Here is a 15,014-nt window from a genome sequence, read left to right on the forward strand (position 1 = left end):
CCAATAAACAGATTACTTCACTACGTTCGTAATTACGCTTATTCCCACTGCATTTTCTGCAAACGCACCGCATTCAAAATTGCTAATAATGCAACACCAACATCGGCAAAAACCGCTTCCCACATCGTTGCGACTCCGCCAGCACCCATGGCTAATACTATAAGCTTAACACCAAACGCCAGAGCAATATTTTGCCACACAATTTTTCGAGTAGAATTCCCGATTTTAATAGCTGTGGCAATTTTAGAAGGCTGATCATTTTGTATGATGACATCGGCAGTTTCAATGGCGACATCACTACCTAATCCGCCCATGGCAATACCGACATCACTAATAGCAAGAACGGGAGCATCATTAATTCCGTCGCCGACAAAGGCAATCTTGGCGTTTGGGTTCTTTTTAAGTTTTGCTACTTCTTCTAGTTTCTCTTCAGGTAGTAATCCGCCTTTTGCCCAATCAATACCTAATTGTTGTGCTATTTGTTGGGTGATGGAATCTTTATCCCCCGAAAGCATAATAATTTTATCAATTCCCGCTTTGCGCATTTCTTTGATTGCTTCTAAAGCATCTTCTTTTAATTCATCGGCAATAGTAACATAGCCAGCAAATTTTCCGTCTATCGCCATCATTACTATAGAGGCTACAATGGCATCAGTTTCATTTGGGACTTCAATTTGGTTCGCGGTCATCAAGGCTTTATTTCCCACTAAAACCAATTTTTTGTTGACGGTTCCTTTCAATCCCTTACCTGCAATTTCGATGACATCTGTTGCTTTGAACTTATCTCCGTCAATCTTATATTCTAAAATTGCCTTCGCAATAGGGTGTGTAGATTGTTCTTCAATAGCAATCAAGTACTTCATGAATTCGTCTTCGGTAAAGATCTGATCTTTAATAAGATCCTTAATCTTAAAAACACCTTTGGTTACGGTGCCTGTTTTGTCCATAACCACTGTATTTACTTTGGTCATGGTGTCTAAGAAAGATGCGCCCTTAAACAGTATTCCGTTTCGTGAAGCTGCTCCCAGTCCGCCAAAATACCCTAAGGGAATAGAAATTACCAAGGCACAAGGGCAAGAGATAACCAAGAATATTAAAGCACGATACAACCAATCTTGAAAGACGTAATTCTCGACAAAAAAGTAAGGTGAAAATGTAAGGGCAATAGCTAGATACGTAACAATAGGTGTATAGACCTTTGCGAATTTTCGAATAAAGAGTTCTGTCTTTGATTTGCGGGCGGTGGCATTTTGTACCATATCTAGAATACGTGCAATAGAACTGTCTTTGAAAACTTTAGTGGTTTCAATTTCAATAACTCCGTCTAAATTGATGCTTCCGCTGTAAATAGCATCTCCTTTTTTATGGGCATCAGGCTTGCTTTCTCCTGTTAATGCTGCGGTATTAAACAATCCCTTTTCTGAGCGTAATATGCCGTCTAGCGGGACTTTCTCCCCAACCCTGACTTGTATTTTTTCTCCCACATTAACCTCTTCTGGAGATGCAGAAATAAATTCATGATTACGAAAAACCAAGGCTTGATCCGGTTGTAGATCAAGTAAAGCTTTAATACTGCCTTTAGCACGTTGAACCGCAGCACTTTGAAAAAGTTCACCCACTGCGTAGAACACCATTACTGCAACACCTTCTGGATATTCGCCAATACCAAATGCCCCGATTGTCGCAACACCCATTAAAAAGAATTCGGTAAAGAAATTTCCTTTTTTGATGCTTTTCCAACCTTCTCTTAAGACTGGTGAACCCACGGGAATGTATGCCGCGATATACCAAGCTAAACGTATGTAGCCTTCAAAGAATGGTAGGGTATTAAAATAGTCTACCATCATGCCAATAACGAGCATGATAAAGCTGATAATTGCTGGTAGGTATATTTTAAAGTTTGTTGTGTGTTGTGGTGCTTCGTGCGTATGTTCGTCACCACAGCAATGGCCACAAGAACTTTGGGGTGCTGTAAATGTTTGTGGATCTATTTTCTTCTTTTTCATAATACCTGCAAGGTCTGAAAAGAGATCATGCAACAGAAGTGCATTTAATGGTCGCTACACGAATCGCATATGCCTTTAATGACCAAATTGGCATCTTCGGCAATATAGACTGCGGGTAAATTTATATGCGGAATTTTATGTTCGGTTAAGCAAACGGTTTTGTCGCAATGGCTACAGTGAAAATGTAAGTGCAGATCTTGATCAATCTCGCAATTGCAACCTGGTTGACATAATGCAAATTTTGATATATTGGTGCCGTCATCTATTTGATGAACAATACCTTTTTCTTCAAATGTTTTTAAAGTTCTGTATAGTGTAGTTCGCTCCGCTTTTTCAAAAGCATTCTCAATATCGGTCAATGCAACGGCTGTATTCTTACTAGCCATAAATTTGTAGATAAGAATACGCATAGCGGTTGGTCGTACACTTTTGTTATCTAATGTTTTTTCTACTTCAGTCATGTAAAAACTAGGTTTTGAAATACGCTTAACACTAATGTAATCAATGTTTTAAAAGATTTCAACTTGAGAGGATCTTTAACTTTAAATTAAGCAATTTCGAGTATTCAATAGCACTCTATTTTTGTTGTAAAGTGCTGAAAAAACGACAAATTAGGTGACGAGAATTCATTTTTTAAGAATAAAGAGTTTTGTCAAGGGAATTGATGAATTATGATAATTACTCAACTTAAAAATGATGAGGTTTTATCTGTAATTACTTCAATTATCGAGTTGGTAGTTGTGGTTTTTAGTGAAAGGTTAATGATCCTTTAGTCAGTAAGATAGCTGATTTTAATTGTAGATGATCTTTAACTTTTTGACCTTTAATTAGTAAAAATTGAAATGGTTATGAAGTCTACTCCACATTGTATGCAATATGGAAAATAGCGTCGCCCTGATTCACAATTGGTGATTCGTTGATGCAAATTACATATCCTGTTTCTTTGGCTTTTATTTTCTTTTCAAAATAGCCGAACGGACCAGAAATGCTTCCTATTTCTTCTCCCTTTTTTACTGCTTGTCCGATTTTGATTGTCGGGTGAAACATACCAGAATGTTTTGCTCGAACCCATTTAGAAGCGTGAACCAATTTCGGTACGGTTTCTTTTAATGCATATTCGCCTAATTCTTCCTCGAAATTTCGCATACCTAAATGTTGCATCATCCGCAGTGCACCAACAATACCAGTATCGGTTATTTCGCTATCGATATGAAGCGATTTTCCACCTTCGTATAGCAATACTTTTTTATCCAACTGATGTAAAGTTTCACGAAACGATTTTTCTCTTCCGGCAGATTTTACAATGAATTCAGCACCGAAAACTTTTGCTAACGCTAATCCGTCAACATCGTCGCTATCAATTCTAATCTGTGGAGCGTTAAAACGGCTGTCACCACCCGTATGGTAATCTATGCAGTAATCTATAACCGGAGCGATATCTTTTATCAAGTGGTACGCAAAGCGGCTCGCTAATGATCCTCTTAAGCTGCCAGGGAAAACTCTGTTTAAATCTCGACCATCTGGAAACTGACGTGTCTGATTTAAGAAGCCGAATATATTTACAACAGGAATACAAATAACCATACCGCATTCTGGACGGTTGAATTTTTTAGAGACGATTTGCCTAACAATTTCTACACCGTTAATTTCATTACCGTGAATTCCACCTGTAATCAATAGGGTAGGACCGTCTTTTTTACCGCGCTGTACAATTACCGGAACTTCAATTTTGGTTCTGGTGTGTAGTTTTGCGATATCTAAATTCAACTGGGCACCTTTGCCTTTCTGAATGGTTTCGCCTAAAAGTGTGTATTTTTTATTAAACATCTCGTATTGCCTACATTAAGATTTCTACTATAACCGAAAAGGTTGCAGTTTGGTATATTGTAATCGGTAAAATTAGTGTTTAATCATGTATATAGGATTCAAAAAGTTATTTTCTAGATTGACTTAAGTATGAAATAATATTGCTTTTTTAAACTTTAAATTTCATCAACTTTTGTTAAATTATGGCTCTACAGTAATTCGTAATAATTAAATATATCTTTGAATCTATATTAGAGACTTATGAAGATTAATAGCTTGTTTTTTATTCTTATTGGTGTGCTGGTTTTAAGTTCTTGTAAAGATCAAAATAAGAATGTAAGTGATGGTGTAGAGATTGGAAATCACGAATTCACTAATGATCTTATACATGAAACTAGTCCGTATTTATTACAGCATGCGCATAACCCTGTAGATTGGAAAGCTTGGTCTGAAGATGTTTTTAAAAAAGCATCCGAAGAAAATAAGCTTGTAGTTTTAAGTGTGGGGTATTCTACCTGCCACTGGTGCCATGTTATGGAAGAGGAATCTTTTGAAGATACCGGAGTAGCTACACTTATGAACGATAAGTTTGTTAGTATTAAGGTAGACCGCGAAGAACGACCAGATATTGATATGGTGTACCAGACTGCACTGCAATTGGTAAACGGAACGGGTGGGTGGCCTATGAATGCCATTATTATGCCTAATGGGAGTCCGGTGTTTTTAGGTACATATTTTGAGAAAGAAGAATGGAAGAATATTCTAGTCAAATTCAGTTCTGAATATGAAAAGAATCCTGAGAAAATGACGGAGTATGCCACCATGTTGGCAGATGGTGTACAAGAGGTTTATGAGCAGCCAGCAAAACAATCGGCGAATGCCATTACACCAGATAAGTTTGTGAACGGTATTACGGAGTGGGCTACTGTTTGGGACAAACAATGGGGTGGTAACCTCGGGCAACAGAAATTTATACTACCTGCTAATTTGACCATGTTATTAGATTATGCCGTGCTGCAACAAAATAGCGAAGCTGAAAATCATGTTATTAATACGTTAGATAAGGTGATTCATGGTGGAATCTATGATCACGTAGATGGCGGATTTTTTAGATATAGCACTGATAATACTTGGAAGGTGCCACATTTTGAAAAGATGCTGTATGATAATGCACAACTCGTGTATTTACTATCAAAATCCTATAAATTGACAGGTAACAAGGAATATAAAGCAAAGGTAGAGGAAACGCTAAAATTTTTAAAGACTGAAATGCGAAATGAAGATGGAGGTTATTTTAGTGCTATGAATGCTGATACCAATGGGGAGGAAGGAGTTTATTATGTTTGGAAGAAGGAAGAACTGCAGTCGTTATTAGGTGATGACTTTGAATTATTCTCCAAATACTTCAATATTGAGGATAGTCAGGTTTGGGAAGATGGAAACTTTGTATTGAACAATACCACTTCTAAAGGTGAAATTTTAAAAGCTTTTGAAATAAGCGAAGAAGCCTTTGATAAGAAAAAGGAGAGTTGGAAATCGACCTTGTATCAAGCGCGACAAGAAAGAGAAAAGCCTACCAAAGATTTTAAGATCATAACCTCATGGAACGCTCTTTTAATTGACGGACTTTTAGAAGCATACAAGGCTTTTGGTGATGAGAAATATTTAACCGAGGCAGTGTCGGTTTTTAACTATTTAAATGAGTACAATTATAAAGACACACAATTGGTGCATTCTTATACAAAAGATAGTAAGCAGAAAGAGGTATTCTTAGAAGATTATGCTTTTCTAGCCAAAAGTGCCTTTGCCTTGTACGAAGTCACTTTAGACATCTCGTATCTACAGACTTCAAAAGAGTTAATGAATATAGGATCGGAAAAATATAAGAGTACTTCTGAGTTGTTCTTTTATAATGTTTCTAGTGATTTGGTGCCGAGTATCATTAATACTTCTGATGGGGTGGTACCTTCTGCAAATGCTATTATGGCACAGAATTTTTTACGAATTGGTCATTTAGAATACAATACCGAATATTTGAAAAAGGCAGCGGTAATGGGGTCTTTAATTACAGATGATTTTGAAAGTCACGCTGTAAGCTATGGCGCTTGGGGGTCTTTGCTTTTGCAACAAGTATATCCTTTTTATGAAATAGTGGTTGTCGGTAAAGATGCGAAAGGTATGTTGTCAGAAATAAACAGCACATACATTGTTAATTCGATTATCGTAGGTTCTACTGTTGAGAGTGATATTTCTCTTTTTAAAGATCGTTTTGATGAAGATGAAACCTTTATTTATGTATGTCAGAACAATACCTGTAAACTACCTGTAAAAACAGTTTCTGGCGCCTATGATCAGATGAAATCTTTTGGTTATCAGGGTTTTAAATAGTTTTATGACTAGTTGATCTTTAATAGCCATTGTTGCTGTTCTGGTTTAAATTTACAGCGTTTTGTATGGAAGAATGGTATGCCTATCCTTTATTGATTCTTGTTGGTTTTGTTGTTGGTTTTATCAATACAATTGCTGGCGGTGGCTCTCTACTTTCGTTACCAATCTTAATCTTTTTGGGGTTACCTTCTACATTAGCAAACGGTACAAATAGGGTAGCGGTAATTTTTCAAACTGCTGTAGCTACTGCAGGATTCAAAAGTAAAGGGGTCTCTACATTTCCATTTAATATGTACTTAGGATGCGCTGCATTTTTCGGTTCTATTATCGGAGCTCGTTTGGCGGTTGATATTAGTGCGGCACTGTTTAACAGAATTCTTGCTATTGTAATGATTTGCGTAGTTCTGATAGTAGCATTCGGACCAAAAATTGGAATGAAAGAAATTCAAGAACGACTTAATGGTAAATACTTGTGGCTCGGGATTATTGCTTTTTTCTTTTTCGGGATTTATGGCGGATTCATTAATGCGGGACTTGGTTTTATTATCATACTATTTCTACATTATGTAAATAGAATGACCTTGGTGCGTTCTAATGCGACGAAAGTTGCTGTTGTATTTATGTATATGGTTTCGGCACTGGTTGTATTTGCTTGGAATGATCAAGTGAATTGGAAAATTGGTTTAATACTGGCAATTGGTAATGGCAGTGGTGCTTGGGTAGCTAGTAGGGTGTCTGTAAATATGGGTGATGGCTTCGTGAAAAAGTTCTTGATATTTATGGTATCGATACTAGCAGTAAAACTTTGGTTTTACCAATAATTTAAACAAGATTTGTAGTATAATATAAAATAGATAGCATGCCAGGTTTTGAGTTGTTTGGAGAGAGTGAGAAAAGTCAAGTTCAAGATGTTCTAGATTCTGGGGTATTAATGCGTTACGGCTTTGACGGAATGCGAAATAACCATTGGAAGGCATTAGAACTTGAGGAGGCTTTATCTAAGCGCATGGAATCTAAGTATTCACAATTGGTAAGTAGTGGTACTGCAGCGTTAACAGTTGCGCTTGCAAGTGCAGGTGTTGGGGCTGGTGACGAAGTCATAATGCCAACTTTTACATTTGTAGCTAGTTTTGAATCTATTTTGGCTATTGGTGCAATTCCTATCTTGGTAGATGTAGATGATACGCTGACTTTAGATCCGGCGGCTGTAGAAAGCGCTATTACCGATAGGACCAAAGTAGTCATGCCGGTTCATATGTGCGGTTCTATGGCAGATTTGGGTGCATTGAAGGCTATTTGTGATAAACATCATTTATTGCTGTTAGAAGATGCCTGTCAGGCAATTGGTGGTAGTTATGACGGTAAGCCTTTGGGTAGTTATGGAGATTTAGGTTGTTTTTCTTTTGATTACGTGAAAACGATAACTTGTGGAGAAGGCGGAGCAATTATAACCAACAACGAACAATATAAAACGAATGCAGATCATTACTCCGATCACGGTCATGATCATGTGGGTAACAATCGCGGAACGGAGACACATCCGTTTTTAGGATATAATTATAGAATTTCAGAATTGCATGCAGCTGTAGGTTGTGCGCAAATTGAGCGACTAGATAATTTCCTGTCTATTCAAAAGAAAAATTACACCGTTTTAAGAGATTCATTATCCCCGCTTTCTAATATCACGTTTAGAAAAGTGCCAGAAGGGGGAGTGGAGAATTATTCGTTTATCTCTTTCTTTCTGCCAACTACAGAAATAGCAAAAAAGGCACATGCAGCTTTAAGTGAAGCTGGTGTAGATGCTTGTTTTTATTGGTTTGATAATAACTGGCATTACTACAAAAAGTGGGAGCATTTAACCCATAAAAGATCTTTAGGTAAGTTGCCGCAAGAGATTGTGAATCAGTTACCTGACTATTCGAAATCGGATTTTTCAAAATCTGATGCGTGGATAGGAAGAACCATCTCGTGTCTGGTTAAGCTAAGCTGGACAGATGAAGAGGTTGTTGAACGTGCAGCAAAAATGAAAGATGTATTAGAAAAGTTTATTTAAAACTTTAATACTTCACGTATTCTAAAATTTCTAAACCATAACCAATAATACCTACGCGCTTTGATTGGGTGCTATTGGTCATCAATTTCATTTTGTGAATCCCTAAATCATGTAGTATCTGAGCTCCGATTCCGAAGTCACGATTATCCATTTCTATTTTAGGTGCTTTGTGAACGCCTTGTTTTTGCAATTCTTTCAATTCTTTTAACCTAGAAAGTAAATTAAGAGATTCTGAATCTTGATTGATGAAAACAATTGCTCCTTTACCTTCTTCATTGATTTTATTGAACATATCCTCTAGCTTTTCGTCTGGGTTATGTGTCAACGTTCCTAAAATATCATTGTTGATAAGGGTAGAGTTGATTCTGGTTAAGATTTTTTCATCCGAAGACCAAGAACCTTTAGTTAATGCAATATGAATATGATTATTTGTAGTTTGCTTATAAGCTCGTAATCTAAATTCGCCAAAACGAGTGGTAATATCAAAATCAACTTCTTTGTCGATTAAGCTGTCATGCTCCATTCTATAGGCAACAAGATCTTCGATAGAAACAATTTTAAGATTGAACTTTTTCGCAACATCTACCAATTGAGGTAGGCGTGCCATGGTACCATCTTCATTCATGATTTCTACAATGATTCCGGCTGGTTGTAATCCTGCTAGTCGTGCAAAATCAATGGCAGCTTCGGTGTGGCCTGTTCTTCTTAGAACGCCACCTTCTTTAGCTACTAACGGAAAAATATGTCCTGGTCTCGCTAAATCATGGGGTTTTGTATCACTTTCGGTTAATGCAATAACAGTTTTAGACCTATCACCGGCAGAAATACCTGTGGTAACTCCTTTTCCTCTTAAATCTACAGATACCGTAAAAGCAGTTTCTAAAGGGTCTGTATTGGTGCTGACCATCATATGTAGACCTAAATCTTTACAACGACCTTCAGTTAAGGGAGCGCATATAAGACCTCTCCCGTGAGTTGCCATAAAATTGACCGTCTCTGGTGTAGCAAGTTCAGCTGCTGCTAAAAAATCTCCTTCATTTTCACGATTTTCATCATCAACGACGATAATTACCTTACCGGCGCGTATATCTTCAATCGCTTCTTCTATCGTATTCAATTGTATGGTACTAAGATCTGTCATGGTTATGAATCAGCTTTATCTTTTTTCTTAAATATTTTTTTGAAGAAATCGGCTATAAATCCGAAATCCATCATTCCTTTATCCTCTGTGGCTCTTTTGGTTAAAATGAACCCTAGAGGCAGCATAATCAACGTAGAAAGCCAAGCACCTAACATTGGGTGTATATTGCCTTCTTTAGCATAGTTTCCTGCAAAAACTCCTATAAAATAATAAATTAAAAAGAGTACTATGGCGATTACCATAGGCAATCCTAATCCTCCTTTTCTGATAATTGCACCTAACGGAGCGCCTACGAAGAATAGAATAATACAAGAGAATGCTAATGCATATTTATTGTGAAGTGAAAGAATATGCATGTTGTAAATTTTATATCTCTTTTGCATTTCTTCTTTTTTGCCACTCACGGTACCCAATATACTTGTGGTGGCATTTTTAGCGCTACTTAAGATTTGTATCTGTTGCCAATCGGGGAAAAGCATTAGTATATTATCTTGAATAGAGTCTTGCAGAACTAAATTTGCCTTTGATTTTTCGGCTTTTATATTAAAGAGACTATCTTTTTTAGTAATTTTCTGGCTTTTTGTGGAATCTATATTTTTAGCGACTAGGGGCACGAACATACCTGTTCTGCTTTCCACATTTTTAGAAAATGCACGTACAACCCGATAATTATCGCCTCGTAGTGAATCTATATCTTTCGATAGACGAGAAATATTTTTCATTTTATCGGTACTAATATCTCGCTCTTCTTCTAACTCGTCATTATTAATTTCAGGTATTTCAATATTCATGGTGTAAGTATCGAAATCTGCTTGAGCAAAGGGGAATTTCATTTTGCTATCATTGCTTTTAGAGGTGATATCCTCATAGTAATGACCGTCTTTTAATACCAGTTGAATAAGGTCAGACTCTTCGCTGCTTATTAATTCTCCCGTTTTAGATTTAATAACGGTAGTGTTTAGGTTGTTTGCAGATTTTCTATGGATGATTACGTTTTTAAGAAAACGGTCATTATCGCCATACTTCTCATCTACCTTAATGTTCATGCCCTCAAAATCACTAAAAACTCCTTCGGATACTACTGCAGCTGGTTTTACCTTGGCAATATTTCTACGAAGGTTATATATTTTTCGTTGTGATAGGGGGATGACGTTATTGGCAAAGAAAAAAGTGACACCACCTAAGAGGGTCACGAATATGATTAAACTCAACATAGAGCGCTGCAGAGAAATACCTGATGCCTTCATGGCAGCGAATTCATAATTTTCTGCGATTGAGCCAAAGGTTAAAATGGAAGATAAAAGTACGGTAAGCGGCAGTACTTTTTCGGTAAGATCTGGCATTAAATAAAACAAGAACTTACCAATAATGACAATGTCTAAACCTTTTCCCGCCAAATCATCAATAAAAAGCCAAATCGTTTGGAATATGAAGATGAACATCAATATTACAAACGAACTGACAAAATTAAAGACGAACCTTGATAGGATATATCGGTCTAGAATTCTCAATAGTTCTAATTTCTTAGAATGAAATAGCCTTCATCCTTATATTTAGCTTCATCAAAAGTAAATAAGGTTTCGGACAATGTTTGATCTGTTTTAAAAGAATTAACAGTGATCGTTGTTTTTGTACCGTTTTTGCCTGTTTCAATTAAGTTGTAAATGTGCTTAGTGCCCATATCAATACCTAATAATCTCGATTTAATTTCGGTGTCAGAATCGATAGGAGTCAATTTTACATATTGTATTTTTCTGCCTTGAATATCCTGTAGAATATCCCAAGCATAATTGTGCCCTTCTTTGTAGAAAGTCAACATTTTTGAAGGGGTCATAGCGTTTTCATCATCAGACTTGTCTTCGATAGTAACTTCTTCGTTTTCTGGTACAATAGTATATACTTTATTCCCGTCAAAAATTTGTTGAGAACCTAAGTAATTGAACATGTATTTATTGCCTGCAAGGGTAACATCACCTCTTGTTTCTTGGTTAATACCTGCATCTGCATTTTTTAAATCGAATTTAAAGTCTACAAAGATGTTGTCATAACTCTGTACTTTGTTATAAACTTCATCTAATAGTGCTTTTGCTTTATCTGAACCTTGTGCATTTACAAAGGTTGCTGTAAGCATAATCGTCAAAACAATAATAATTTTCTTCATCTTTATAATATTATTCATTATCCAAAATTTGTTGAAGGGCAACCATGTCAGCTACATAAACCTGTCTTGCCTTACTACCTTCAAACGGACCTACAATGCCTGCGGCTTCTAATTGATCAATAATTCTACCGGCTCTGTTGTATCCTAATTTCAATTTACGTTGAATTAATGAGGCTGAACCTTGTTGAGCAATTACGATAACTTCAGCAGCTTCGCGAAACTTTGCATCCCTTTCAGAGACGTTATTATCAAGACTCGTGCCAGAATCTTCGCCAACGTATTCAGGTAATTCATGCGCATCGGGGTAAGCACGTTGGCCTCCAATGAAATCAACTATTTTAGCCACCTCAGGGGTGTCTACAAATGCACATTGAATACGGGTGACATCGTTACCTTGCGTAAATAACATATCTCCTCTACCAATTAATTGATCGGCACCTGCGGTATCTAATATAGTTCTTGAATCTATTTTAGAAGTTACTCTAAAAGCTAACCTCGCGGGGAAGTTGGCTTTGATGATACCTGTAATAACGTTTACAGATGGTCTTTGCGTTGCTATAATCAAATGTATACCAATTGCTCTCGCCAATTGTGCAAGTCTTGCTACGGGCGTTTCTACTTCTTTACCAGCGGTCATGATCAAATCGGCAAACTCATCAATAACTAAAACGATGTATGGTAAAAATTTGTGTCCGTCATTCGGATTCAGTTTTCTTGCCTTAAACTTAGTGTTGTATTCTTTAAGGTTACGAACCATCGCTAATTTCAACAGTTCATATCTATTATCCATTTCAATACAAAGTGAATTCAAAGTGTGAATTACTTTTGTATTATCTGTAATTATAGCCTCTTCAGAATCTGGAAGTTTAGCTAAGAAATGACGCTCTATTTTATTGTAAAGTGTTAGTTCAACTTTCTTAGGATCGACCAAAATGAATTTCACTTCTGCCGGATGCTTTTTATATAATAACGATGTAAGTACCGCATTTAAACCAACAGATTTACCTTGTCCGGTAGCACCTGCCATTAGTAAGTGTGGCATTTTAGCTAAATCGACAACAAAGGTTTCATTACTAATGGTCTTACCGAATGCGATTGGTAATTCCATTTCTGCTTTTTGAAATTTGCTAGAGGCAATCACCGAACGCATAGATACTATAGATGCGTTTTTGTTCGGTACTTCAATGCCTATTGTTCCTTTACCAGGAATAGGAGCGATAATACGAATACCCAATGCCGCTAATGATAGTGCAATATCATCTTCAAGATTTTTAATCTTCGATATTCTTACACCCGCTTCTGGTACTATTTCGTATAAGGTAACCGTTGGACCAATGGTTGCCTTTATTTGGGCAATACCAATTTTATAGTTTTTTAAAGTTTCAACAATCTTATTTTTATTTTCCTCTAATTCTTCTTGATTAATAGTAATACCGCCAGTTGCACCGTGTTGGTCTAAAAGGTCTATATGTGGGAATTTGTAATTTCCTAACTCTAAAGTTGGGTCGAACTCTCCAAAATCATCTACAAGTTTATTGGCAAGAATATCAATTTCTTCTGGTTCTTCAATGACATGCTCAACCTCCATAGCCAATGTCTCTTCGGGTTCTGGAGCGGTAATTTCAAAATCTGACACCTCCTTTTCTAAATGCGGAATTTCAGTTTTATGGGTGTAGGTATCTATAATTACAGGAGCTTCTTCTTCTAACGAACGTATTAGTAAATCTTCTTCCTCTTGTTCTTGTTGCTCTTTCTTTCTGCTTGCTTTTCGTTCTTGGTTCGCCTTAAACTCAGTAGAAATAGCTTCTTTTCTTGTTTTAAAGAATGATGAAATTCCCTCAGGGGTAACTTCAAATAATCGCACTAGAATAAATATGAGTCCGAATACCAATAACAATAGCACTCCAATTTTACCAGCATAATCTTGTAAGAAATCATTCATTTCAAAACCAACCAATCCGCCTAAGAGTGGGCTAGTGGTGGCAAAGAAACCTAGGGCGATTGAAATCCAAATAATGAATAATAGACCCCAGATCCATTTTTTTAATAATGCTTTTAAAGGAAGGCCTAAAAAGAGGTAAATACCTGTAATACAGATAAGAAAAGGTAGAATTAACGATGCTAACCCAAAGCCCTTGTACATAAAAAAGTGGCTAATGCTGGCGCCGAATTTGTTTAATAAGTTTTTGGCAAGTTCGTTTCTATCTTTAAATTCAGACAACAAGCTTTGGTCATCTTGCCAGTTAAAGTAAAATGATATAAACGAGAAGAACAATGCGATACTAAAAAGTATTAACAAACTACCCAAAATAATTTTATTCTGTTTGGATAATTTAAACGGTGATCCTTTTTTAGTAGGTTTTGGCTTTGATTTAGTTGCCTTTTTTGCCATTAAAACTTAATTCTGATGCTAAATTACAAATTTACGCTGAGCTATGTAAGACTATATGAAGGCTTACATAATTTTAGGTAAGTAAATGATAAGGCCAATAATAGTTGAAGCAATAGAAACCAACATGACAGCCCCTGCCGAAATATCCTTTATAAATCCGATTTTAACGTCAAATTCCGGCTGAATATAATCTGCAATTTTCTCTACGGCAGTATTCATGCCCTCTATGCCTAAAACCATGGCTATGGCAAAGATTTGAAGTATCCACTCTGTATGGGATATGTCAAAATAAAAGCCTAGAGCGGTCATTACAATGGCAATGAAAACTTGAATTTTTATACTTGCTTCAGTACGTATTAAAAGCATGGCGCCCTTAAAGGCAAAGCCAACACTTTTAATACGGTTGACCAAAAAGGATTCTTTTGGCATGAGTGTCGTTTATTATTAGTTCATCAACGCCTCTAACGCTGCTTTGTAATTTGGCTCTTCGGTAGTTTCTGCTACTTGCTCAGAGTATAATACATTTCCTTTTTCATCAACTACAACAACTGCTCTTGAAAGCAATGGAGCTAATGGTCCGTCAGAAAATGCTACGCTGTAACCTTTACCGAAATTACCATCTTTAAAATCTGATAGCATTTCAACATTTTCGATTCCTTCTGCACCACAAAATCTTGCTTGCGCGAATGGTAGATCTTTGGAAATACATAAAACGATTGTATTATCAAGTTCTGCAGCTTCTTTATTGAACTGACGAACAGATTGTGCACAAGTGCCAGTATCAACACTTGGGAATATATTTAAAACTACTCTTGAACCTTCGTAATCTGAAAGTTTTACCGTAGATAGATCATTTTTAGTCAATTGAAATTCTGGAGCTTTTGCACCTGTTGCAGGTAAAGTTCCTAAAGTGTGTATTTCATTTCCTTTTAGTGTAACCGAAGCCATAATTTTTATCTTTTTAAGATTGAAAGCGTGAAATTATAAAATATATAGTTGAAACGATAGGGAATAGGGTAAAAAAAAAGTCCTTTCGAATTTGAAAGGACTTTATGCTTTTTTGAAAG

12 protein-coding genes are annotated in these 15,014 nt (G+C 36.4%); 3 read left to right on the forward strand and 9 right to left on the reverse strand.

Annotated elements, in window-relative coordinates; translation table 11 throughout:
• Positions 1 to 38: 38 nt before the first annotated feature.
• The 3 genes from CLV90_RS09770 to CLV90_RS09780 form a co-directional block, all read right to left on the reverse strand.
• A complete protein-coding gene (locus CLV90_RS09770) occupies positions 39 to 2,006 on the reverse strand; it encodes a heavy metal translocating P-type ATPase (protein WP_133687302.1) in 1,968 nt (655 codons plus the stop codon).
• A gap of 44 nt (positions 2,007 to 2,050) precedes the next feature.
• Positions 2,051 to 2,467: a Fur family transcriptional regulator gene (locus tag CLV90_RS09775; RefSeq protein WP_133687303.1), complete on the reverse strand. Its 417-nt coding sequence runs from the start codon at positions 2,465 to 2,467 to the stop codon at positions 2,051 to 2,053.
• Positions 2,468 to 2,861: 394 nt separating this feature from the next.
• On the reverse strand, positions 2,862 to 3,833 hold the full coding sequence (locus tag CLV90_RS09780) for a succinylglutamate desuccinylase/aspartoacylase family protein (protein ID WP_133687304.1): 972 nt from the start codon (positions 3,831 to 3,833) through the stop codon (positions 2,862 to 2,864).
• Positions 3,834 to 4,073: 240 nt separating this feature from the next.
• Here CLV90_RS09780 and CLV90_RS09785 point away from each other — a divergent pair, with 240 nt between their 5' ends.
• From CLV90_RS09785 to CLV90_RS09795, 3 genes are all read left to right on the forward strand, one after another.
• Positions 4,074 to 6,200 (forward strand): thioredoxin domain-containing protein, encoded by a 2,127-nt coding sequence (locus tag CLV90_RS09785; RefSeq protein WP_133687305.1) that lies wholly within the window; start codon positions 4,074 to 4,076, stop codon positions 6,198 to 6,200.
• 65 nt (positions 6,201 to 6,265) lie between these two features.
• Positions 6,266 to 7,021, forward strand: a complete 756-nt coding sequence (locus CLV90_RS09790) for a sulfite exporter TauE/SafE family protein (RefSeq protein ID WP_133687306.1) — start codon at positions 6,266 to 6,268, stop codon at positions 7,019 to 7,021.
• 38 nt (positions 7,022 to 7,059) lie between these two features.
• Positions 7,060 to 8,253, forward strand: a complete 1,194-nt coding sequence (locus CLV90_RS09795) for a DegT/DnrJ/EryC1/StrS family aminotransferase (protein ID WP_133687307.1) — start codon at positions 7,060 to 7,062, stop codon at positions 8,251 to 8,253.
• A gap of 4 nt (positions 8,254 to 8,257) precedes the next feature.
• Here CLV90_RS09795 and ribB read toward each other — a convergent pair whose 3' ends face one another.
• The 6 genes from ribB to tpx all read right to left on the reverse strand — a co-directional run bounded on the left by ribB (position 8,258) and on the right by tpx (position 14,895).
• A complete protein-coding gene (ribB, locus tag CLV90_RS09800) occupies positions 8,258 to 9,394 on the reverse strand; it encodes a 3,4-dihydroxy-2-butanone-4-phosphate synthase (protein ID WP_133687308.1) in 1,137 nt (378 codons plus the stop codon).
• Between the two features lie 2 nt (positions 9,395 to 9,396).
• The gene (locus CLV90_RS09805; RefSeq protein ID WP_133687309.1) at positions 9,397 to 10,905 is read right to left on the reverse strand and encodes an LptF/LptG family permease; all 1,509 of its coding nucleotides are present in this window, start codon (positions 10,903 to 10,905) and stop codon (positions 9,397 to 9,399) included.
• 5 nt (positions 10,906 to 10,910) lie between these two features.
• On the reverse strand, positions 10,911 to 11,555 hold the full coding sequence (locus CLV90_RS09810) for a LolA family protein (RefSeq protein ID WP_133687310.1): 645 nt from the start codon (positions 11,553 to 11,555) through the stop codon (positions 10,911 to 10,913).
• A 10-nt stretch (positions 11,556 to 11,565) separates the two neighbouring features.
• Positions 11,566 to 13,947 (reverse strand): FtsK/SpoIIIE family DNA translocase, encoded by a 2,382-nt coding sequence (locus tag CLV90_RS09815; RefSeq protein WP_133687311.1) that lies wholly within the window; start codon positions 13,945 to 13,947, stop codon positions 11,566 to 11,568.
• Positions 13,948 to 14,010: 63 nt separating this feature from the next.
• Complete coding sequence (locus tag CLV90_RS09820) at positions 14,011 to 14,376, reverse strand: diacylglycerol kinase family protein (protein ID WP_133687312.1); 366 nt, start codon at positions 14,374 to 14,376, stop codon at positions 14,011 to 14,013.
• A gap of 15 nt (positions 14,377 to 14,391) precedes the next feature.
• Positions 14,392 to 14,895, reverse strand: a complete 504-nt coding sequence (tpx, locus tag CLV90_RS09825) for a thiol peroxidase (RefSeq protein WP_133687313.1) — start codon at positions 14,893 to 14,895, stop codon at positions 14,392 to 14,394.
• Positions 14,896 to 15,014: the final 119 nt, after the last annotated feature.

It is taken from the genome of Maribacter spongiicola, from assembly GCF_004364165.1.
GTDB lineage: Bacteria > Bacteroidota > Bacteroidia > Flavobacteriales > Flavobacteriaceae > Maribacter > Maribacter spongiicola.